Here is a 21,517-nt window from a genome sequence, read left to right on the forward strand (position 1 = left end):
CTGTCAAGCTGACGTATTGAGGTACGGCATGCCCGCACGCCCCGCCAGCCCGAAACCGGCCCATAGTCACCCCAATCTGCGGGAGGCGCTCATTGACGCCGGGCTGACCTTGCTGGCCAGCGAGGGCACGTCTGGCTTGACCCTGCGGAAATGTGCGGCGCTGGCCGGCGTTTCACATGCTGCGCCGGCGCATCATTTTGCCGGGCTGCCGGGCCTGTTGACCGCCATCGCCACGCGCGGTTTTCGCATCTTCGCCCAGACCATGCTGGAAGATGCAGCAGCAGCGCCCGACACTCCGCGCGCGCGGCTCTACGCTATCTGCACCGGCTACTACCGCTTTGCCTTTGAGCATCCAGCCCTGTTCGATCTGATGTTCAGGCAGATGTGTGCGGAACCCGTGACCCTGGATGATGCTGAGCTGATGCAGGCCAGTGACGCGGCCTATGGTGTGCTGGCGCAGGCCTGCGCGCCCTTTGTGCAGGACGGGCAGGCCGCGCAGACCACCCAGTTCCAGGTGTGGTCGCTTATCCATGGCTATGCCTGCCTGGCGCTCGCCAACAAATATGCGCGGGAAGAGTTCAGCAGGAACCTGCCAGCGCTGCTGTCGCTGCTCGACAAGCTGGAGCTGAAGGCCTAGCTGGGCAGGCGGCGGTGGCGGGCGCGTGCGGCCACTTCGATGGCGGCGGTGGTGAGGCGATCCAGCTCGAGCTTGTCGCGCAGCATTTCGAGGAAGCGCAGCTCTTCCTGCTCAAGATGCAGATCGACCGCCGTCACTTCCACAGCCAGCGCATAGGCCGTGTCCTGTAGTTTGAAGGGCAGGGCCTCGATGGCGTCGTCGATCACCTGGTCGAGCCCGCCGGGGCCATTGAGCGTATCGGCGCAGGCATTGGCCACCTGAGCCAGGCGGGTCGTGTCAAAGCCCTCAAAGACCGGCAGGCGACCGATCAGCGCCTGGATGCGTGCCAGCTCTTCATGGGTCATCTGGCTGTCCGAAGACGCCGCGACAATCATCAGGTGGATCAGGGCGTCGTGCGCGCGATTGGGCATGAAAACTTCCGCATTTGACTTCTGATTGCGATAGCTAGGCGTCCGCGCCCCGCTTGGCAAGCACAGGACGGCGCGAAAACGTTGACGCGCCGGGTTGGGGATGCAACACAACGCGGCGTTTCCTCATCTTGAAAGGCTCGCCCTTTGTCGCCCGCTGTTTTGCCCGCTCTCGATCCCGCGTTCTTTGACGCCGCCCAGACTGCCCGCGCCTGGCCGTTCGAGGAAGCGCGCAAACTGGTCAAGCGGCTGGAAAAGTCCGGCAAGGGCGAAGCCCTGTTCGAGACCGGCTATGGCCCCTCAGGCCTGCCCCATATCGGCACCTTCGGCGAAGTGGCCCGCACCACCATGGTGCGCACGGCCTTCCGCCTGCTGACCCGCGACCAGGTGCCGACGCGCCTGCTGTGCTTTTCCGACGACATGGATGGCATGCGCAAGATTCCCGACACCGTCCCCTCCAAGGAGGCGATGGAGCCGCATCTGCAAAAGCCGCTGACCGCAGTGCCCGACCCGTGGACCAATGAATATCCTAGCTTTGGCGAGCACAACAACGCCATGCTGCGCCGGTTCCTGGACACCTTCGGCTTCGACTACGAATTCGCCAGCGCCACCGACTACTACAAGTCTGGCAAGTTTGACGCCGTGCTGATGCGCGCTGCCGAGCGCTATGATGACATCATGAAGGTGATGCTGCCCACCCTGGGCGCCGAGCGCCAGGCCACCTATAGCCCCTTCCTGCCCATCTCGCCGATCTCGGGCCGGGTGCTCTATGTCCCTATGAAGGACGTCGACGCCAAGAACGGCATGGTGACCTTCACCGACGAAGACGGCCGCGACACCACCGTGCCGGTGACCGGCGGCCATGTGAAGATGCAGTGGAAGCCCGACTTCGGCATGCGCTGGGCCGCGCTGGGCGTCGATTTCGAGATGTTCGGCAAGGACCATCAGACCAATGCGCCGATCTATGACAAGATCTGCGAAATCCTCGGTGGCAAGGCCCCCGAGCACTATGTCTATGAGCTGTTCCTGGATTCGGAAGGTCAGAAGATCTCCAAGTCCAAGGGCAATGGCCTGACCATTGACGAGTGGCTGACCTATGCCAGCAACGAAAGCCTGGGGCTCTACATGTTCCAGAAGCCGCGCACGGCCAAGCGGCTGCATTTCGACGTCATCCCGCGCGCCGTGGACGAGTATTACAGCTTCATCGATGGCTACCAGAAGCAGGATATCGCCACGCGCCTGGAGAACCCGGTGTTCCATGTGCACTACGGTGCCGTCCCGACCACGCATATGCCGGTTACCTTTGCGCTGCTGCTGAACCTGGCCACGGCCTCGAACCCGGAAACGCCCGAAGTCATGTGGGGCTATATCTCGGCCTATGCGCCGGGCGTGACGCCGCAGACCCATCCACATCTCGATGCGCTCGTCGGCTACGCCATGCGCTATTTCCGCGACTTTGTGCAGAAGTCCTATCGCGCCCCCGACGATGTCGAGCGCGTTGCCCTCGAGGCCCTGTCGGCTGCCTTCGGTACACTGCCGGCCGATGCGGACAGCGAAGCCATCCAGAATGCGGCGCTCGACGTGGCGCGCGGCATCGAGCGCTATCAGGATCACTCCCGCACCGGCCCCAATGGCGGTCCGGGCGTGTCCGGCGAGTTCTTCCAGATGCTCTATCAGGTGCTGATCGGGCAGGAGCGCGGCCCCCGCTTCGGCTCTTTCGCGGCGCTCTACGGCATCGACAACAGCCGCCGGTTGATCGCCGACGCCCTCGCAGGCAAGATGCTGGCCCAGTAAAAACGGGCGTGGCGCATGGACTACGGAAACATGCACCACGCCAGTCTACCCGCCGCTGTCGCGGCCGGTAATTACTCCGCCGCTGTGTCGGCGATATGCTCGAGAATGTCGCCCGGCTGGCACGCCAGATAGCGGCAGATGGCGTCGAGGGTGTCGAAGCGGATGCCCTTGACCTTGCCACCCTTGAGCAGGCTCAGATTGGCTTCGGTGATGCCGATATATTCGGCCAGGTCCTTGGACTTGACGCCGGTTTGCGCCAGCACGACGGCCAGATTGATCCTGATGGCCATGCCGGTCACACGAACTGACTGTTTTCTTCAGCGACGATGGCGGCCTTTTCCATGGCCCAGGCCAAGGCAGCAATGGTGGCGGCAAACAGCGCCATCAGCAGCATGTCGCTGTTAAGGGCAATAGCCAGCTGGCGCTTGCCCGGCCCGGCGTTCCAGGTCAGCAACAGCACCATCAGCGTATAGCCGACCGGCTTGGCCAGGGCCGCCACGCCCATACCAAGGGCGAAGTCGCGCAGACCCGCGATGCCCCGGGGGGCGAAGGGATGGCCCTTGGCGAACGCACGAAAGCAGACCCCAAGCCGGATCAGCCCCCAGGACAGCGGCAGCACGGCCAATAGGGTTACCACAGCGGCGATCAGGCGCTGCATCGGGCCAAACTCCCCCAGCAGTTCGGGCGCCAGGGTCACCTGGCGCAGGATATCGTCCTGATCGGCGAGGCCCCAATAGAGCGCGACACCCAGCGGCAACAGCGCCGCAAGGGCAGCTGCGCCTGTGCCGGCGGTGTTGAACAGCAGCGCCGTGCGCGCGGCAATAGGAACGCTGAAGCCAGGATAGGTGCTGGCATGCAGGGGCGTGGCTTTGATGTCGATCATCACTGGGTCTCCTTGATAGGCCTTCTCTAGTCCAGAAATTATCGTTTGACAATAAGAAAATGCTGCAAAAGAATATGGACGCATTGTTTTGCAATAAGGAGTTGATATGCGTCGTTCTGTTTTCGCCGGCCCCGCGCTGGCTCTGTCCCTCGTGCTGCTTGGGGCCACTGCGGGCCATGCCACCCCCACCACCAGCAAGGGCCAGATCTCGGTGGCCCAGGTGCTCGAAATGGTGGATCTCGCCAAGTCCGATCCTGCCGCCCGCATGACCGTGATCGCCTATCTCGCCGGCGTCGGCGAGACGGCGGGGATCCTGCTGTCGGAAGCCCAGCAGCGTGGCGCCACGCCCATGTCCTGCAGCAAGAGCTTCAACCTCGATGAAACCGTTGTGGCCAGCGCGCTGACCGCCGCTGTGCCCGATCAGGCGGGTTGGGCCGAAACACCGGCCACGCCCATTGTCGTCGCTGATCTGTTCAAGCGGGCAGGGTGCCACTGAGGCGGGTCCATTCGCGCAAAGGCGTTGCCTGGCGGTGGCTCTAGCTGCCGCTGGGCGACACCCGCGCCAACAGGGCACGCGCTTCGGGCGGCATGTCATGGCTGATGCGACGGTACACCCGCCCATTGGGTGTCCGCCGCAGCAGGTCGAGGTCGACCAGCTCGCGGCGCAGCAGCGCATAGTCGTCATACTCGTGCCAGTCGCGCAGCATGGCGCTGACTTCCGGCTCGCTCATCTGCCGGTCTTCCGGCAGATAGGACCACACCACCCAGAGCGCCAGCAATTGGTCAGCCCGCTTGCTCGGCCAGCGCAGCAAGCGCCCACTGGCGTCAAAGCACCGCGCCACCCGGTCGATCTTTTTGGGGTCGATGGCGTCGGTCATGGCTGCAACAGCTTGCGGAAGTACACCACGCGCTGGGTCTCTTGGAAACCGAGCGCGGTGTGCATGCTGTGGCTGTCCAGATTATCGAGCGCAGCATCAGACGCGAACTCGCTGATGCCCCGCGCCACGGCCCAGCCTTCGACGGCGGCGACCAGCTGGCGCGCCACGCCGTGGCGGCGATGCGCCGGGTCAACATAGATGCCTTCCAGAAACGCCGCTGGCGACGTCTTGCAGCCATTGACAAAGTCATGCCGCAGGGCGGCTTCCGCCAGGCCAATGGCCGCGCCGGTGTCGGAGCGCGCGATGAAATTGGCCGTCTCGTCCGCCGATGCGAGCAAGCCGGCGATGTCGGACAGATGCGCGTCTGTCCCATGCTTGGGCCAGAGCGCCTCGCGCAGGGCGAGCCAGTCGGCGATGTCGGCCTGAGTCGCCAGCGTGACGATCATTGGCTGGCCCAGATGATGCGGGCGATCCACTCGACCTGGCCGAGATCAAGGATGCGCGGCTCATAGGCCGGGTTGAGCGAATGCAGCTCGATCTGCCGGGCCGACTGGCGCGCCAGGATCTTGGCCATCACCTCGCCATCGCGGGTCTTGACCACGACACGATCGCCGCGCCGCACCTGCTCGGTGGGCGAAACGACGATGCGGTCGCCCTCCCGATAGAGCGGTTCCATGGAATCGCCGGTGACTTCGAGGGCATAGATGCCATTGTCGCCCGGCGAGGGCAGGGCGACCTCATCCCAGCCCTGGCCGGCGGGAAAGCCGGCGCTGTCGAAAAAGCCGCCACTGCCCGCCTGGGCCAGGCCGAGCAGGGGGACGGTGGGCGTATTGGCCGCCGCGCCGCCGAACTGCAGAAAGGCGCCCGTGCCGGAGAGGAAGGTGTCAAAACTCTCCCCGGTGGCGTCCAGGATCTTGGAAATGCTCTCGGTGGACGGCCAGCGCTCCCGCCCGTCCTTGCTGACGCGCTTGGATACATTGAAGGCGGTGGCATCAAGCCCCGCCAGCTTGGCCAGCGCCGATACGGAATGACCATGGCGCCGCGCCAGCGCGTCGATCCCATCCCATATGGCGCGGTGTGACAGCATGCGTGAGGCCCGTTTGCAGGAACTGTGTCTTAGGTGTGGAATTAAGTCCTAGGTTCTAGCAGGGGGCGGAGGCGGTGTAAAGAGTGGGGGGAGGCGCTTGCCGCCGGGCCAGCCCGCCATTAGGTTCGCCACCATGAGCACCCCTGAATTCGTCTACAAGATCGCCACCCTGGCTGCCTGGGCGCCTGCCCGTGACACAGCGGCCTTTGCCGGCATGCCGATCGATGCCAACGATGGCTACATCCATTTCTCCAGCGCCGAGCAATTGGCCGAGACGCTGCGCCTGCATTTTGCCGGCCAGTCCGACCTGGTGCTGCTGGCGGTGCGCAGCGCCGATCTGGGCGCTGGCCTGGTGTGGGAAGCCTCGCGCGGTGGCGCGCTGTTCCCGCATTTCTACGGTGGTCCCTTGCCCACCGCTGCCATTGCCTGGGAAAGCGCCATCAGCGTCGCCAGCGATGGGTCCTGTGCTTTGCCCGAGGCCGTTCGATGATCCTGTCTGCTCTTTCGCACTTGCTCCGCCTGCCCGCCGTTTCCGGTCTCGCCCAGCAGAGCCTGCTCAAGATGGATACCGAGACGGCGCATGCGGCGACAATTGCCGCGCTGCGCATGGGCCTGTCGCCCGAGGCGCAGCAACCGGACGCGGCCGAACTCAGGACCACGCTGTGCGGTCTCGAATTGTCCAATCCGGTCGGCATGGCCGCAGGCTTCGACAAGAATGCCGAAGTGCCGCGCCAGCTGGCGCGCCTCGGCTTTGGCATGGTTGAAATCGGCACGGTGACCCCGCGTCCGCAGATGGGCAATGCCAAGCCGCGCCTGTTCCGGATTACCGAGGCCCAAGGCGTCGTCAACCGCATGGGCTTCAACAATGAGGGCCATGCCGCTGCCTTCGAACGGCTCAAGGGCCTGCGCGTGCCCGCGGCGCTTGGCGTCAACATCGGCGCCAACAAGGACAGCGAGGATTTCGTCGCCGACTATGTCGCCGGGGTGAACACCTTTGCCGACATCGCTGATTATCTCACCGCCAATATTTCCTCGCCCAATACGCCCGGCCTGCGCAATCTGCAGGCCGACGAGGCGCTCAAGCGCCTGTTGGGTGAAGTGCTCGCCGCCCGCGCCAAGGCGCGCACCCGCGTGCCGGTGTTCCTCAAGATTGCGCCCGATCTCGATGAAGCGGCGCTCGATGCCATCGCCCGCGTCGTGCTGGCCACCGATCTCGATGGCCTGATCGTCTCCAACACCACCGTCAGTCGCGACACCGTGGCGGGTCTTGAGAATGCCGAGGAAACCGGCGGCCTCTCCGGCAAGCCGCTGTTTGACCTGTCGACCCGCAAACTGGCCCAGATGCGCCAGCGCGTCGGCGACCTGCCCATCATCGGCGTTGGTGGCATTCATTCGGCGGCCTCGGCCCTGGCCAAGTTTGAGGCCGGCGCCAATGCCATCCAGCTCTATTCGGCCATGGTGTTTGGCGGCTTCGACCTGCTCGACACCATCAAGCGCGGCCTGGTGGCCGGCGTGCGCGCCCAGGGCCAGACCAATATCGTGGCGCTTGTCGGCAGCAAGACCACCGATTGGGCCGAAGGCCGGGCCTCCGCCTAGGCCTTTTCGGCCCCGGTCGAGAACAGCGCCTCGAACTGCCCGTCCTCGATGCGCGCGGCGGCGATCACCGCCTGGGTGCGGCTATCGACGTCCAGCTTCTGCAGGATCGCCGAGACATGCGCCTTGACGGTGGCCTCCGAGATCGAGAGCTCATAGGCGATCTGCTTGTTCATCAGCCCGTCGCTGAGCATCATGAGCACGCGCACCTGCTGCGGCGTTAGCGTCGACAGCCGCCGCATCAGCGCGCTATGGGCGTCTTCCCCGCTCAGCGTCGTCCCCTCGGGCACAAAGACATCGCCATTGAGCACCGTTTCGATGGCGCGGCGGATCTCGGTGGGGCCGACAGATTTGTGCAGATAGCCGGCGGCGCCCAGCTCGAAGGCGCGCCGCACCACCGTGCTGTCTTCGACGGCCGAAATGATCATCACCGGAATGTCGGGATATTGCGCGCGTAGCAGCAACAGGCCCGAAAAGCCGCGCACGCCGGGCATGTTGAGATCGAGCAGCACCAGATCACAGTCGCGATCAGCATCCAGCGCACTGCTGAGGCCCGTCAGGTCCCCGGCTTCCTCGACACTGATGGTTGCGTCTCCCCCGGACAGGGTCTGCCGCAGCGCGGCGCGGAACAACGGGTGATCATCCACGATAATGATGCGACGACGGGTCATGTTTGCGTCAGGCCTTCCAGTCGGGCGGCGGATCAACTGATGTCACCATACCGCCATAAGCACCTGGAAAAGCGGAATTCCAGGACCTCTCCCCTTGCATAATGGGGCAATGCTTAACGGGATGTTTACCATGTTTTCCCAAGAGTAACCTTTAGACCTTCGTGTTGACTCGCGGGGGGACCGTCTCTTGATGACAGGTAGACTCCATGGCCCGCGCCTATTCAGTTCAGGATCCGTCCGAGCATGTCAGCGATCCCTTGCCGGGCGATTGGCAGGCCCTGCGTGGCGAACTTGTTGCGCTGCTCGATCAGGTCGAGGGACGATATGCGCGCGTGGAAGAGCCCGATCCGGCGCTTTCCGGGCTGAGTGCACGGGTCCGCAACCTGCGCGATCAGGTCGTTGGTCCCGAGCCGTCCATCCGCCGCCGCGAGGCCCTGAGGACCGTCAAGCGCGCCGTCGATCGCTTCAGCGACCGCGACGAACTGGCCCGCCATGACGATGAACCCGACGCGCTGACCAGCGCCATTGCCGAAATCCGCGGTCGTCAGATGTCGAGCTCGGCAGCAGCGCTCGGGCGCCGCGCCACCGACATGCCCGAGTTCCGCGAGCTCAACGCGCTGGTGGGGGGGCTCTCCGGGCGCCTCGAACGGCTCGAAGGCGAGCTCAAGCACCAGCGCACCGGCAGCAGCAGCGTGCAGGAAGTGGCCAGCCAGGTCGAACAGTTGACCCATGTGGTGGAGCTTTTGGCCGGCGCGGTGGGCGAGACTGGCCAGGTCAAGCGCCTGGAAGCCCAGATCGGCGCCCTTGCCGCCCTGATCGAGCAGGGGCCCAAGGTCGACCTCACCACCATCAACCGGCGACTGGACGATGTCTCTACCACCGTCAGCAAGCTGGCCGAACTGCAAGCCCAGCAGATGGAGCGCGAGATCATCCGCGAGGAGCGCATTGCCGCCCAGCCGCGGAACGACGCCGCCGCCCCTCTGCTGCCGGCCATGGAGGCCATCGAGCACAGCGTGCGCAACGTCTATGACCGTATCGATTCCATCGAGCGGAATGTGGCGCTGTCCTCCAGCGATTTCGAACGCCTGACCAGCGAGATGGCCGCCTTCACCCAGGCCATGAAGAATGGGCAGACGGCGCCCGAAGGCCTGATCTACAAGGTCGAAGCGCTGGCCGATCGCATCGGCGGCTTTGAGGCGGCCAATGGCCATGTCGCCGGCCTCAAGCAGGACATCGAAGACCTGCGCGACGCCGTCATGTCCGGCATGGAGCCGCGCTTCAACCGCATCGAGACCCAGATTGACGCCCTGTCCGAGCGCATGGTCCCGGCCGGCGACAGTGTCCAGGTCGAGAGCCAGCTCAAGCAGCTGATGGCTCGCATGGACGAGACCAGCGCCCAGCTCAACGGCCTGGCCAAGCTCTATTCCAAGTCCGGTGACAGCGCCGACCTCGAAGCCATGGCGACCCTGGTCGCCGAACGCACCAGCGACGCGCTGACCCGCAAGGCCCCGGCGCCGGTGGCCATGTTCGGCCCCGATAGCCTCAAGAGCATTGAAGATCGCCTGACCGGCCTGATCAAGACGGCCGGCAAGACGCCCGACTATGAGACGCTGGCAGACCTTGTCGCCGAGCGCACGTCGCGGGCCGTGGCCAAGTCGGCGCTGCCCGCCGCCCCAGCCGAGCGGTCCGGCCAGGACATGGATGCGTTTGAAGAACGCGTGACGGCCCTGCTCAACACGGCGGGCCGCGACACCGCCGAGCGGCTCGCGCGCCTTGAGGCCGCCCTCACCAGCCGCAGTGATACGCTGCCCACCGCATTGGCGGCCCGGCCTGAACCTGTCGCCCCCAAGGCACCGGTGGAAGCTGTGGCGCCTGCCGCAGCTGCGCCGTCCAAGCCGGCCTCGGCCGCGACGCCGTCGGGCAATCGCTCCGACCGTCTGGATGCCATGCTGGCCGCCCTGTCGCGGCCCAAGGACGACGCGCACAGCGACGCCATGCCCAAGAACCCGGCCGATGATGCGCCGCTGATCGATCCCGGCTTCAAGGAAGACGGTCCGGTCCGCTCGGCCCTGGCTGCCAAGACCGGCATCATGGCACCCGTTGCAAGCGAGCCCGAGGCCGCGCCGGCCCGGCCCAGCTTCGACCCGGCTGCCGTGCAGCGGCCGCCACGCCCGCAGTCGAGCTTTGCCGAACCCGCTGCCAGCTTTGCGGCGCCGCAACCAGCACCTGTTGCCGCGCCCGAGGCACCTGTGGCCCAGAACAGCACCAGCACCTTTGTCGCGGCGGCCCGTCGCGCCCAGCGCGCCCGCACCGAGACCGTCAGCGAGGCCGTGACCGGCGGTTCGGCCATCAGTCGCGCCCTGTCGCGCTTCATGCCGGACAAGAGCGCCGCCCCCAGCGATCCCGACGCCATGCCCGAAGCCCCGGCGAAGCCGGCAAAGCCCGCCAAGGCACCGCGCGCCGAAAAGCCGGCCAAGCCCGCCAGGGCGGCCAAGCCCGCGCCGGCCGTAGCGGCGCCGAGCATCGGCAGCGGTCCGCTGGAACTGTCGGGCAACGAACCCAGCTTCCTCACCCGCTATCGCCGCCCGCTGCTGCTGGCCGCCGCGCTGGTTGCGGTGTCCATGCTCGCGCTCAACCTCGTCATGCAGCGCATGTCGACCGACGCACCCGCAGCGCCGGCCCCGGTGCCGACTGAAAACACAGCGCCGCCGCTGTCTTCCGGCGAGCCCACGGCCACCGATGATGTCTCGCTCGTGCGGCCGCAGCCGCGCGTCATCGACATGATCGACGATACCGCCACCGCCTCGATCAACCCGAATGCATCGAGCTTCTCGCGCGCCAATATTGAAACCACGGCCATGCCGCCCTCGCTGCTGGCCGATACGGCGCCCAACCTGGCCATGACCCGGTCCAATGGCAGCGCGCCTGTGATTGCGCCGGAAACCACCGGCAGCATTCCCGACACCGTGGCGGCAACGCCCACGACCTTCGATCTGCCCCCCGAGGCCATTGGCCCCGAGCCGCTGCGTCAGGCCGCCGCCGATGGCGACTCGCGCGCCCAGTTCGAAGTGGCCGCCATCTATGCCGAAGGCCAGGCCATCGCGCAGGATTATGCCCAGGCCGCCGTGTGGTACGAGCGGTCTGCAGCGCAGGGCTTCGTGCCGGCGCAATACCGCCTCGGCAATCTCTATGAGACCGGCACCGGCGTCGAAAGGGACATCGAAGTCGCCAAGCTCTGGTACCAGCGCGCGGCCGACGCCGGCAATCGCATGGCCATGCACAATCTGGCCGCGCTCTATGCCGGTGGCCAGTTGGGCGAACAGGCCTTTGAGACGGCTGCCGAATGGTTCAATCGCGCCGCGGCCCGCGGCATGACCGACAGCCAGTTCAACCTGGGCATGCTCTATGCCCGCGGCCTGGGCGTCGATCAGGATTTCGAGCAGTCCTACAAATGGTTTGCCCTGGCCGCTCGCGGTGGCGACGTTGATGCTGGCAAGGCGCGCGACGACATTGCTAAGTCGCTTAGTGCCGATGCCGTCAGCAAGATGGGCGCCGAAGTCGCCGCCTGGAAGGCTGAGCCGATCGATCTGGCTGCCAATTTCGCCCCCATCGGCACCTGGTCTGCTGATTTCTCCCCCGGCGCGCCGATCACCCAGCGCGAGACCATCGCCAAGGTGCAGCAGGCGCTGTCCAAGCTCGGCTTTGATGTCGGCACGCCCGATGGCGTAGCCGGCCCCAAGACCACCGAGGCCGTCAAGGCCTTCGAGCGCGGCACGGGCATGAGCGAGACGGGCAAGATCAATCCGCGCCTGCTGGCTGTGCTGGGCAGCCAGCCCGTCTGACCGCCGTCAGATCAGTCTGACCAACGTCAGATCGGTTTGACACACAATCTTGGTTTGACACCCACAGGGCGCATGCCTAATCCCAGACTAAACTCTGGTCCCTGCCTGAAAAGGTGGGGGCCTTTGACCTCTTGTTGACGGTCACTCCTGTAGGCTGGCCGTCGTCTTAGTTTCGAACGGATTTCTGGTCTTGCAGATCTATCTGCCGATCGCCGAGCTTTCCGTGAACCTCTTCTTTCTCGTGGGAATCGGAGGGGCAGTCGGATTCCTGTCGGGCCTGTTCGGCGTCGGCGGCGGCTTTCTGCTGACTCCCCTGCTGATCTTTTCTGGCGTGCCGGCTTCCGTGGCCGTTGCTTCGGTCACCGGCCAGGTCGTGGCCGCCTCGACCTCCGGCGCGCTCAGTCACTATCGACGCGGCGGCGTGGATCTGCATCTGGCCATGTATCTGGTGCTCTCGGGCATTCTGGGAGCGGTCGCCGGCGTTGCGGTCTTTGCCGTGCTGCGCGAGGCCGGCCAGCTCGATCTCGTCATTTCCGTGGGCTTTTTGGTGCTGCTCGGCTCGGTGGGCGTCTTGATGCTCATCGAATCCTCGCGGGCCATGCTCAAGGCCCGCAAGGGCGTGGTGGTGCGCGAGCGCCTGCCCAACCAGCACAACTGGATCCACGGCCTGCCGATGCGGGTGCGTTTCAAGAAATCGCGCCTCTATATCAGCGTGCTGCCCGTCCTGGTCATCGGTCTGTTCATCGGCTTTGTCGGGTCGCTCCTGGGCATCGGTGGTGGTTTCATCATGGTGCCGGCGCTGGTCTATCTGCTGCGCGTGCCCGGCAGCATGGTCATCGGTACCTCGCTGGCCCAGGTCGTGGCCATGATGGCGGTGACCACAATGCTGCATGCCGTGCAGAGTCAGAGCGTGGACATTCTGCTTGCCTTCTGTCTGATGGTGGGAGGCACCGTCGGCGCCCAGTTCGGGGCCTCGGCTGGCAAATATCTGCGCGGCGAACAGCTGCGCGGCCTATTGGCCCTGCTGGTGCTGGCCGTCGCCATCCGCTTCGGCCTCTCGCTGATTATCACGCCATCGGACGTGTTCTCCATGGCGGTGCAGGGGATCCGGCAATGATGCGGCTCTGGGTCCTTGCGCTGGCTCTCCTGGCCCTGGTACTGCCCGCCCAGGCCGAACGGCTCGTGTCGCAGCTGTCCAATGACTCGGTGGAAATCACCTCGAGCTTTGACGGCGAGCGCATGACCTTTTTCGGCTCCATCGCCCCCGACGCTGGCGCTACCGAGAAATTCGTCACCGGCCCTTTCCAGGTGGTGATCACCATCATCGGCCCGACCCAGGTCCGCGTGGCGCGTGAGAAGACCCATAATTTCGGCGTCTGGCTCAACACCGATCAGGTGCAGTTCCAGAATTTCCCGAGCTACTTCCATGTACTCTCGAGCGCCCGGCTGACCGACATCAGCGACATTACCACGCTCACCACCAATGCCATCCTGCCCGAGGCCCATACCCTGGCCGCCAATACGGTCGACTTGTGGAAGTCTGCCGTGTTCGGCCGCGAATTGGTGCGCCTGATGACCGAGGAAGGCCTGTTCGGCGTGCAGGAAAACGGCGTCAATTTCCTCTCGGACAATTTCTACTCCGCGCGGCTGACCCTGCCCAGCAACGCTCCGCCGGGCGCCTATCTGGCCCAGACCTATGTCTTCAAGGATGGTGCCATCATTGCCCGCAAGTCCGAGGGCTTCTCGGTGCGCAAGATCGGCTTTGAGCGCTTTCTGGCGCTCTCGGCCGTGCAGCAGCCGCTGCTCTATGGCCTGGTCTGCGTGCTGCTGGCGCTGTTTACCGGCTGGCTGGGCGGCGTGGTCTTCCGCCGCTAGGGGCGACCTTTACGACAGCACAAGCCGCCGGGGGCTGACCGGATAGGTGCGGTCCTTGCCCAGCATGGTCACTTCCAGCGACGGCAGGTGCAACAGCCCGGCGAAGGCCGGCGACAGGATGTTGATTGAACCGGTTGAGGCGCCATAGGCCGGCAGGATCATCAGCCGATTGTCATGCACAAAGCACGGCCGGCGCACCGAGCGGCCATCCATCTCGATATGGGCGGCCGGGTGCAGATGCCCGCAGATCAGCCCCTTGGCGCCGCGGCGCGGCTCGTGAGTCAGGGTGATATCGCCGATCGTGAGCTCGGGCTGGCTGGTGCCGCCCATGTCATGCGGCGCCGGATCGTGATTGCCGGTGAGCCAGACGCAGTCGACCATCGCGGTAATGGTATCGAGCCGCGCGCGGTCGGCTGGGGTGACCAGCCGGCTGGAATCGGCGCGGTGGAAACTGTCGCCCAGCGCAATCAGGCGGCGCGCCCCGGTGCGGCGCAGATCGCCCTCCAGCCGCGACAGCGTCATGGCGGTATCATAGGGCGGCAGCATCTGGCCGCGCCGGGCAAAGCTGGCCATTTTCTCGAAATGCAGATCGGCGACCAGCAGCGTGTCCTGCGCATGCCAATAGAGCCCGCCCGAGGGCAGCGGCTCAAAGATCTGTCCGGCAAAGCGCACGATCGGCGTCTCCGTCTCGCTGGCCTGTACCTGAACCTGGCTCACCCGCCCAAAGCTTCCCGCATCATCTCGTCTGCTGCCTCAGCCATAGCCGATTCGCGGGCTTCGCCGAAAATGGGCACCTTGCCGATGTCGAGCATCAGCGGCACCGCGAGCGGCGAGATGCGGGCCAGGGGCCGGTGCACGATGTGGTTGCGGATGCGCGCCAGCATGTCGCCGAGCCGGGCGATGTCGAGCAACCCGCGTGCGGCGTCGCGGCGCGTCGCCTGGATCAGGATGTGGTCGGGCTCGTGCTGGTAGAGCACGTCATAGATGAGGTCGCTGCTCATGGTGATCTGGCGGCCCGATTTCTCCCTGCCGGGATGGCGACGTTCGATCAGGCCCGCAATGATGGCGCAGTTGCGGAAGGTGCGCTTCATCAGCGCCGATTCATCGAGCCAGGCTTCGAGGTCATCGCCCAGCATGTCCTGGGAAAACAGCTCGTCGAGCGACAGCCGGCCGGTCTTGATCAGCGCCGAGAGATCGCCCAGCCCCCAGATGGCCAGGGCATATTCGGTGGCGACAAAGCCCAGCGGCCGGGCGCGGGCGCGCTCCAGCCTGCGGGTGAGCAGCATGCCCAGGGTCTGATGCGCCAGCCGGCCCTCAAAGGGATAGCAGACCAGATAATTCAGCGTGCCGCGCGGAAAGGTCTCGACGAGGAGGCTTTCGCGCTGCGGCACCAGCGACACCTCGGCTTGCAGCCGCAGCCAGTCGCTGACCTGATCGGGCAGCTTATGCCAGTCCTCGGGCGTGTCCATGATGCGGCGCACCCGCTCGGCCAGATAGGTCGAGAGCGGGAACTTGCCGCCCATGTAGCTGGGGATCTTGGGATTGTTGGACTGCGCGCGGCTCACGAAGGCCTCGTTGTCGCGCATGCCCTCGAAGGCGACGATCTCGCCGCCGAACATGAAGGTGTCGCCCAGCAAGAGCGTGCCGAAGAAATATTCCTCCATTTCGCCCAGCACGCGACCACCGGCGCCGACCGGGCTTTGCGACTGGCCCTTGTTGAGCCCGCGCGGGCGGATCAGCCGCACGCGGACCATGGGCTCTTCGATAATGGTGCCGATGTTGAGCCGGTATTGTTGCACCACCTGCGGATTGGTCACCCGCCACAGCCCGTCCTCGGTGCGCTTGAGCTTGGCATAGCGCTCATAGGCCTTAAGGGCATAGCCGCCGGTGGCGACGAACTCAAGCACGCGGTCGAACTGGCTGCGCGGCAGATCGCGATAGGGCCAGGCATGGCGGATTTCGTCATAGAGATCGTCGGCAGCAAAGGGCGCAGCACAGGCCATGCCGAGCACATGCTGGGCCAAAACGTCATAGCCGCCGCTGACCGGATCTTCGCTGTCCTGATGGTTCTCGGCGACGGCCTCCAGCGCCGCCTCGCATTCGAGCACCTCGAAACGGTTGGAGGGCACCAGCATGGCTTTCGAGGGTTCATCGAGCCGGTGATTGGCACGGCCGATGCGTTGCAGCATGCGCGAACTGCCCTTGGGCGCGCCGACCTGCACCACGAGGTCCACATCGCCCCAGTCGATGCCCAGGTCGAGCGTCGAGGTACAGACCACGGCCTTGAGCGCGCCCGCCACCATGGCGCTCTCCACCTTGCGGCGCTGCTCGACCGAGAGCGAACCGTGGTGCAGCGCGATGGGCAGCATGTCGTCATTGATGGACCACAGGCCCTGGAACAGCATTTCGGCCTGGCTGCGCGTGTTGACGAACAGCAGCGTCGTGCGGTGCTGCTTGATGGCCTCGTAGAGGTCACGATGCGCATAATTGGCCGAATGGCCGGCCCAGGGCACGCGCTCGCTGCTGTCAAGAATGCTCAGCACCGGCGGCGCGCCGCCCGAAGCGGTCAGAAGCTGCGTTGCGCGCTGCGGCAAAGGCGCAGCGATCCACTCAGCCAACAGGTCCGGCCGAGCCACCGTGGCGCTGAGCGCCGTGATCTGCAGATTGGGCGCCAGCCGGGCAATGCGCGCAATGGCCAGCGACAGCAGCTCGCCGCGCTTGGAGGTGACCAGCGCATGCAACTCGTCCAGCACGATGCGCTTGAGCGAACCAAAGAACAGCTCGGCATGCGGATGGCTGATCAGCAGGCACAACTGTTCCGGCGTGGTCAGCAGAATATGCGGCGGCTTGGCACGCTGCCGGGCGCGCTTGCTGGCCGGCGTATCGCCGGTGCGCGTCTCGGCACTGATCTTGAGGCCCATCTCCAGGATGGGCGTATTGAGATTGCGCTGCACGTCCACCGCCAGCGCCTTGAGCGGGGAAATATAGAGCGTGTGCAGCCCTTCATGGCTGCCGTCGGCCAAATCGACCAGCGTGGGCAGGAACCCCGCCAGCGTCTTGCCGGCACCGGTGGGGGCGATCAGCAGCGCCGAGGCGCCCGCCTGCCAACTGGCCAGCACATCAAGCTGATGCTGCCGCGGGAACCAGCCCTTGCGCGCAAACCAGTCGGTGATGACGGGAGGCAGGGTCGTGGTCACGGCGTCACCGCTTCCCCTTTGCGGGGGCGGCCGGACGGGAGTGGGGGAACGTCCACAAACTTGCCAACACACACCTTCATGAAATCACATTTGACTCTATATGATGGTCACACCTCACAACAGGGCGGCGGACCATATCCATGAGCGATCCCTATCCCAGTCAGACCCCGCCGCGCCGCTCGGCGCTGGAGCGCTTCTTTGGCGGCAGCCCCGGGGGCGTTGTCGTCCGCCTGGTGCTGCTCTCGCTGGTGGTGGGCTTTCTGATGAGCCTGTTTGGCGTTGATCCGCAGGACATTATCCGTGGCGCGGTCGATCTGGTGCGCGACGCCATGCGCGATGGCTTCGGCGTGTTCCGCAGCCTGGGCGCCTATATCGTCACCGGCGCCGTGCTGGTGGTGCCCATCTGGCTGGTCATCCGACTGGCGAAGGCCCGATAATGTCGCCGCAGCGTCTTCCGCTGTCGGCCGCGCAGCGCCCTCCGCTGTCGCCGCCCCTGCATCTTCGGCTCACGCCGCAACAGGCCCTGTCGCGGCTGGTGCCGCATATCCTCGAGATGGAAAGCCAGGCCCATGCCGCAGGGCGGGGACATGAGGTGGGCAATGGCCGCATCGTCATCGGCCTCGCCGGTGGCCCCGGCACGGGCAAATCCACCCTTGCCGCCGAACTGGTGACCCTGCTCAACGCCACCCATCCGGGCAGTGCGCAACTGGTGCCCATGGATGGCTTTCACATCCGCCACGCCAAGCTCGAGGCCATGGGGCAGGTGGACTACAAAGGCGCGCCGCATACTTTTGAGGGCGCCGAATTCGTCAACTTCCTCCATCACCTCAAGACTGCCACCACGGCGGTGAGCGGCCCGGGCTACTCGCGCAAGATCGAGGACGTCGTCGACAATGCCTTTACCGTGCCCGCCGATGTGCGCGTGCTGGTGGTCGAGGGCAATTACCTGCTGCTGACCGAGGGCCCCTGGGCCGGCGTGCGCCCGCTGCTCGACTATGCCGTGTTCCTCGATGTGCCGCGCGATCTGGTGGAACAGCGCCTGCTCAAGCGGCACGCCGAAGAGGGCCTCTTCACCGAGGAACGTAACCGCGCCCATGTCGCGCGCAATGACCTGCCCAATTATGATCTGGTCTGCCTGTCACAGGATCGTGCAGATGTGGTGATCTCGCTCATCACTGACCACTGATTCCCACCCAGGCCGATCCATGACATCTCCCGCGCGTCCCCAGCACCCCTTTGACGTGCGCCATGCCGATGTGTGGAAAATAGCGCTGCCCGCCTCGGTCGCTTTCATCACCGAGCCCATGGTGGGCATGGTCGATATCACCGTGGTCGGGCGCCTGGGCGATGCCGGCCTGCTCGGCGGGCTGGTGCTGGGCGCGCTGGTCTTCGACATCATCTTTTCCATGGCCTATTTCCTGCGCATCGGCACGGCGGGGCTGGTGGCGCAATCCGTGGGCGCCCGTGACCCGCGCGATGGCCTGCTGCATGTGGCGCGCGCCATTGTGCTGGGCGTGGCCATTGGCCTCGTCATGATTGCGCTGGGCGGCCCCATGCTGGCGCTGGCGACACTGCTGCTGGCGCCACAGGGCGGCGCCGGCGCGGCGTTGGCCGATTACTTCCACATGCGCATCTGGGCCGCGCCGTTTTCGCTGATCAATTATGCGCTGCTCGGCTGGTTCTATGGCCGCGCCTCTGCCCGCACCGGCATGCTGCTGCAACTGCTGCTGCATGGCGTCAACATCGTGGCCAGCATTGGCTTCGTCTATGGCCTGGGCTGGGGCGTTGCCGGCGCCGCAGCGGGCACCGTGCTCGGGCAGATCATTGCGGCAACGGCGGGTCTCGCGCTGCTGGCGCGCCACTATGGCGGGGTCGGCGCCATTGTCCGCCGCATCGCGCCGGGCGAACTGGCCGATCCGCTGGCGCTCAAGCGCATGTTCGGCCTCAGCCGCGATCTGATGATCCGCTCCATGGCGCTGATGGGCGCTTATGCCTGGTTTGCCGCCCAGGGCGCGCGCATGGGCGAAGTGGCCCTCTCGGCCAATGCCGTGCTGCTCAACCTGCTCATGCTGGTGGCCTTCTTTCTCGATGGCATTGCCCAGGCGGCCGAACAACTCACCGGCAAGGCGGTGGGGGCCAATTGGCGGCCGGCTTTCGATCAGGCCTATCGGTTGAGTTTTGTCTGGGGGCTGATCCTCACCCTCTCGCTGGGCCTCGCCTGGTATCTGAGTGGCCCGCTGCTGATCGGGCTCTTGACCACCAATGCCGAGGTGCAGGCCTATGCGCTGACCTATCTCCCGGTCGCCGCGCTCTGCACGGTCACCTTCATGCCGGCCTTTATCTATGACGGCATTCTGATCGGCACCACGCTCAACACCACCATGCGCAATGGCATGGTGGCCTCGCTGCTGGTGTTCCTGGCGGTGGCCCTGGCACTGCAGCCGCTCCTGGGCAATTGGGGCCTGTGGCTGGCCATGCACAGCTGGTTCATCGCCCGAGGCGGCATCTATTTCTGGGCGCTGGAGCGGCGCAAGGCCGGGCTGTTCGGCCCGGCCCCGGCGCAAGCCGGCGTCTAGAAGGTCATCACCGGCCGCACCTCGACGCTGCCGATCCGGGCCAGCGGAATATGCGCGCCGATCTCAAGCGCTTCGGCCATGTCGGCCGCTTCGATCAGGATGAAGCCGGCAATGGGTTCGCTGAGCGCGGCGACGGGGCCGTCGGCCACGCTCACCACCCCATTGCGCATCTGCACGGTGCGGGCGGTGTCGGTCGACAACAGCGCCTCGGCGGCGATATAATTGCCCCGGCGTTGCAGCTCAACGTCATAGGCGGCGGAATCCCTGCCCAGTTGCGCCCATTCGCCGGGCGGCAGCGTGTCGATGATGGCGCCGTCAAAACAGACGAGGCAGAGAAATCTCATGGCTTGGGTCCTTCCAGGTGCAGGGATTGCGCAACTGGTCGAACGACGCGGAGCGGATTCGACTATTCCAAACGCGGTGACGAAAAAATCCCGCGGACTAGACCACGCGCTTGATGGGGCTGCGGCCCTGATTGGCGAGGCCACTGATCGCAGCGCGCAGGGCCGCGGGCTTCACCGGCTTGGTCACCACAGCAATGCCGCGCTCTTCAGCCAGCGCGCGGACGGCGGGGCTGCGGTCGGCCGTCACCAGCGCCGCCGGCAGATGCCCGCCCAGATTGTGCCGCAGCCACTCGATGGCATCCAGCCCCGAGGTCTGGTCGAGGTGATAATCCATCAGCACCAGATCGGGATACCAGCCCTCCAATAGGCGCTCGCGGTCGATCTGCTTGAGGGAAAGGGCGCTGCGCACGTCGCATCCCCAATGGGTCAACAGGCCCTCCATGGCTTCGGTGATGCTGCGCTCATTGTCGACGCACAAGATCTTGAGGCCCATGGTGCCGAAATTGACGTCCACCGGGGCAATGCCGGCGCTGGGCGCGGCCAATGTTCGCGTGGCGGGCAGGAACAGCGAAAACCGCGATCCGCGGCCTTCCATACTGTCCAGCTCCAGCGTCAGGCCCAGCGCGGTGACGAGACGCTGCACGATCGAGAGGCCCAGGCCCAGGCCCTGGGCCATGCGCGCCCCGCGCTCGAGGCGAGAGAATTCAGCGAACAGCAGGCGATGCTGATCCTTGTTGAAGCCAATGCCCGTGTCGATGACGTCGAGCCGCATGCGGTTGCCGCGCCGCCGTAGCCCGACCAGCACCTTGCCGCCCGGAGTGGTGTATTTGATCGCATTGGAGACCAGGTTCTGCACGATGCGACCGACCAGGCTCCGATCGACCTGCACGGTCGCCTTGGTGGCCACAATGCGCAGCGAGATATTGCGTTCGCGCGCCAGTGGGCCGAACTCCACCTCGATTTTCTTGAGCAAGTCCCGCGCCGCGACCGGGGCCGGCGCCGCCTTGAGGGCCCCGCTGTCGATGCGCGAGATGTCGAGCAGGGCGCTCATGATGTCCTCAACGGCGGTGAGCGAGGCCTCGATGGAATTGGCGAGGTCCGCAAGGCCCGTGAGCTTGGCCCGCTCGATGAGCGTGGACGTGTAGAGCCGCGCCGCGTTGAGCGGCTGCAACAGATCGTGGCTGGCTGCGGCGAGGAACCGCGTCTTGTCATGGTTGGCTGCATCGGCCTTGGCGCGCGCGCTTTCGAGCTCGGTATTGACCCGGGTGAGGTCGGCCGTGCGCTGCGCCACCCGGCCTTCGAGCGAATGGTTGGCCAGCTCCAGCGCCCGTTCCGCCTCTACCCGTGCAGTGACGTCGCTAAGGCTCACCACCAGCCCGCCATCGGGCAGGCGGCTTGAATGGAACTCCAGTGTCTGCCCGCCATGGCGTGGGCGTTGGGTCACCGTCAGCGGGGCACCGGTCAGCTGACTGATTCGCTCCAGCGCCAGCCGCGCAGGGTCGCCAGCACCCAGATCGCCGCGCTGGCCGAGATGCAGCGCAATGTCAAACAGCGGCGTGCCCGGCGCACCCATGCCCTCCGGCAGTTCGAGCAGGCTGGCATAGCGCTGGTTGGCAGTGACCAGGCGCAAGCCCGCATCGAACACGGCAATGCCTTGCGGAATATGGTCCAGCGCCTGGCGCAGGCTGGTCAGGTCATCGCTATGGGATGGTTGCGGCGGCATGGGCGGAGAG

22 protein-coding genes are annotated in these 21,517 nt (G+C 65.6%); 11 read left to right on the forward strand and 11 right to left on the reverse strand.

All coding sequences use genetic code 11. The features are described 5' to 3' along the window. The first annotated feature begins 28 nt into the window (after positions 1–28). Positions 29–637: a TetR/AcrR family transcriptional regulator gene (locus E8M79_RS05515; protein WP_137150954.1), complete on the forward strand. Its 609-nt coding sequence runs from the start codon at positions 29–31 to the stop codon at positions 635–637. Here the strand turns inward: E8M79_RS05515 and E8M79_RS05520 are convergent. Then, a complete protein-coding gene (locus tag E8M79_RS05520) occupies positions 634–1,047 on the reverse strand; it encodes a tellurite resistance TerB family protein (RefSeq protein ID WP_137150955.1) in 414 nt (137 codons plus the stop codon). The two genes, E8M79_RS05515 and E8M79_RS05520, sit on opposite strands and share 4 nt — an antisense overlap. A 144-nt stretch (positions 1,048–1,191) precedes the next feature. Here E8M79_RS05520 and E8M79_RS05525 point away from each other — a divergent pair, with 144 nt between their 5' ends. Then, the gene (locus tag E8M79_RS05525) at positions 1,192–2,838 is read left to right on the forward strand and encodes a lysine--tRNA ligase (protein WP_137150956.1); all 1,647 of its coding nucleotides are present in this window, start codon (positions 1,192–1,194) and stop codon (positions 2,836–2,838) included. A 71-nt stretch (positions 2,839–2,909) separates the two neighbouring features. On the opposite strand, the gene E8M79_RS05530 is transcribed toward E8M79_RS05525, so the two are convergent. Beyond that, positions 2,910–3,128 (reverse strand): helix-turn-helix transcriptional regulator, encoded by a 219-nt coding sequence (locus tag E8M79_RS05530; protein WP_137150957.1) that lies wholly within the window; start codon positions 3,126–3,128, stop codon positions 2,910–2,912. 5 nt (positions 3,129–3,133) lie between these two features. Then, entirely contained in the window at positions 3,134–3,721 is a 588-nt protein-coding gene (locus tag E8M79_RS05535; RefSeq protein ID WP_137150958.1) for a hypothetical protein, read from the reverse strand. 106 nt (positions 3,722–3,827) lie between these two features. Here E8M79_RS05535 and E8M79_RS05540 point away from each other — a divergent pair, with 106 nt between their 5' ends. Then, positions 3,828–4,217: a chlorophyllide reductase gene (locus tag E8M79_RS05540; protein WP_137150959.1), complete on the forward strand. Its 390-nt coding sequence runs from the start codon at positions 3,828–3,830 to the stop codon at positions 4,215–4,217. 40 nt (positions 4,218–4,257) lie between these two features. Here E8M79_RS05540 and E8M79_RS05545 read toward each other — a convergent pair whose 3' ends face one another. Genes E8M79_RS05545 through E8M79_RS05555 form a run of 3 tightly spaced genes read right to left on the reverse strand, consistent with a single transcriptional unit; the run spans position 4,258 to position 5,686 of the window. Continuing rightward, positions 4,258–4,599: a DUF2087 domain-containing protein gene (locus E8M79_RS05545; protein ID WP_137150960.1), complete on the reverse strand. Its 342-nt coding sequence runs from the start codon at positions 4,597–4,599 to the stop codon at positions 4,258–4,260. Further along, complete coding sequence (aac(6'), locus tag E8M79_RS05550) at positions 4,596–5,045, reverse strand: aminoglycoside 6'-N-acetyltransferase (RefSeq protein WP_137150961.1); 450 nt, start codon at positions 5,043–5,045, stop codon at positions 4,596–4,598. The genes E8M79_RS05545 and aac(6') overlap by 4 nt, the downstream gene beginning before the upstream one ends. Further along, a complete protein-coding gene (locus E8M79_RS05555; RefSeq protein WP_137150962.1) occupies positions 5,042–5,686 on the reverse strand; it encodes a helix-turn-helix transcriptional regulator in 645 nt (214 codons plus the stop codon). Before E8M79_RS05555 ends, aac(6') begins: the two co-directional genes overlap by 4 nt. A 133-nt stretch (positions 5,687–5,819) precedes the next feature. Here E8M79_RS05555 and E8M79_RS05560 point away from each other — a divergent pair, with 133 nt between their 5' ends. Both E8M79_RS05560 and E8M79_RS05565 read left to right on the forward strand, forming a co-directional pair. After that, positions 5,820–6,176, forward strand: a complete 357-nt coding sequence (locus E8M79_RS05560; RefSeq protein WP_137150963.1) for a DUF952 domain-containing protein — start codon at positions 5,820–5,822, stop codon at positions 6,174–6,176. After that, positions 6,173–7,282, forward strand: a complete 1,110-nt coding sequence (locus E8M79_RS05565; RefSeq protein WP_137150964.1) for a quinone-dependent dihydroorotate dehydrogenase — start codon at positions 6,173–6,175, stop codon at positions 7,280–7,282. The genes E8M79_RS05560 and E8M79_RS05565 overlap by 4 nt, the downstream gene beginning before the upstream one ends. Here E8M79_RS05565 and E8M79_RS05570 read toward each other — a convergent pair. Further along, positions 7,279–7,950: a response regulator transcription factor gene (locus E8M79_RS05570; protein WP_137150965.1), complete on the reverse strand. Its 672-nt coding sequence runs from the start codon at positions 7,948–7,950 to the stop codon at positions 7,279–7,281. The two genes, E8M79_RS05565 and E8M79_RS05570, sit on opposite strands and share 4 nt — an antisense overlap. Positions 7,951–8,156: 206 nt before the next feature. Between E8M79_RS05570 and E8M79_RS05575 the strand changes: the two genes are divergently transcribed. From E8M79_RS05575 to E8M79_RS05585, 3 genes are all read left to right on the forward strand, one after another. Further along, entirely contained in the window at positions 8,157–11,792 is a 3,636-nt protein-coding gene (locus E8M79_RS05575) for a peptidoglycan-binding protein (protein WP_137150966.1), read from the forward strand. A 190-nt stretch (positions 11,793–11,982) separates the two neighbouring features. Continuing rightward, entirely contained in the window at positions 11,983–12,909 is a 927-nt protein-coding gene (locus tag E8M79_RS05580; protein ID WP_137150967.1) for a sulfite exporter TauE/SafE family protein, read from the forward strand. Continuing rightward, positions 12,906–13,667, forward strand: coding sequence for a TIGR02186 family protein (locus tag E8M79_RS05585; RefSeq protein WP_137150968.1), 762 nt, complete (start codon positions 12,906–12,908; stop codon positions 13,665–13,667). Before E8M79_RS05580 ends, E8M79_RS05585 begins: the two co-directional genes overlap by 4 nt. A 9-nt stretch (positions 13,668–13,676) precedes the next feature. Here the strand turns inward: E8M79_RS05585 and pdeM are convergent, their stop codons facing one another. Both pdeM and E8M79_RS05595 read right to left on the reverse strand, forming a co-directional pair. After that, positions 13,677–14,384: a ligase-associated DNA damage response endonuclease PdeM gene (gene pdeM / locus E8M79_RS05590; RefSeq protein WP_137150969.1), complete on the reverse strand. Its 708-nt coding sequence runs from the start codon at positions 14,382–14,384 to the stop codon at positions 13,677–13,679. Next, the gene (locus E8M79_RS05595) at positions 14,381–16,864 is read right to left on the reverse strand and encodes a ligase-associated DNA damage response DEXH box helicase (RefSeq protein WP_137150970.1); all 2,484 of its coding nucleotides are present in this window, start codon (positions 16,862–16,864) and stop codon (positions 14,381–14,383) included. The genes pdeM and E8M79_RS05595 overlap by 4 nt, the downstream gene beginning before the upstream one ends. A 140-nt stretch (positions 16,865–17,004) precedes the next feature. Between E8M79_RS05595 and E8M79_RS05600 the strand changes: the two genes are divergently transcribed. From E8M79_RS05600 to E8M79_RS05610, 3 genes are read left to right on the forward strand one after another with little or no spacing between them, the layout of a single operon-like run. Then, entirely contained in the window at positions 17,005–17,301 is a 297-nt protein-coding gene (locus tag E8M79_RS05600; protein ID WP_137150971.1) for a DUF6460 domain-containing protein, read from the forward strand. Next, positions 17,301–18,050, forward strand: a complete 750-nt coding sequence (locus E8M79_RS05605) for a nucleoside/nucleotide kinase family protein (protein WP_137150972.1) — start codon at positions 17,301–17,303, stop codon at positions 18,048–18,050. Before E8M79_RS05600 ends, E8M79_RS05605 begins: the two co-directional genes overlap by 1 nt. A 19-nt stretch (positions 18,051–18,069) precedes the next feature. Further along, complete coding sequence (locus tag E8M79_RS05610) at positions 18,070–19,440, forward strand: MATE family efflux transporter (protein WP_137150973.1); 1,371 nt, start codon at positions 18,070–18,072, stop codon at positions 19,438–19,440. On the opposite strand, the gene E8M79_RS05615 is transcribed toward E8M79_RS05610, so the two are convergent. Continuing rightward, positions 19,437–19,784, reverse strand: coding sequence for a YciI family protein (locus E8M79_RS05615; protein WP_137150974.1), 348 nt, complete (start codon positions 19,782–19,784; stop codon positions 19,437–19,439). The two genes, E8M79_RS05610 and E8M79_RS05615, sit on opposite strands and share 4 nt — an antisense overlap. Positions 19,785–19,881: 97 nt before the next feature. Further along, on the reverse strand, positions 19,882–21,507 hold the full coding sequence (locus E8M79_RS05620) for a PAS-domain containing protein (RefSeq protein WP_171015737.1): 1,626 nt from the start codon (positions 21,505–21,507) through the stop codon (positions 19,882–19,884). Positions 21,508–21,517: the final 10 nt, after the last annotated feature.

It is taken from the genome of Devosia sp. FKR38, assembly GCF_005222805.1.
In the GTDB taxonomy this organism is placed as follows: domain Bacteria; phylum Pseudomonadota; class Alphaproteobacteria; order Rhizobiales; family Devosiaceae; genus Devosia.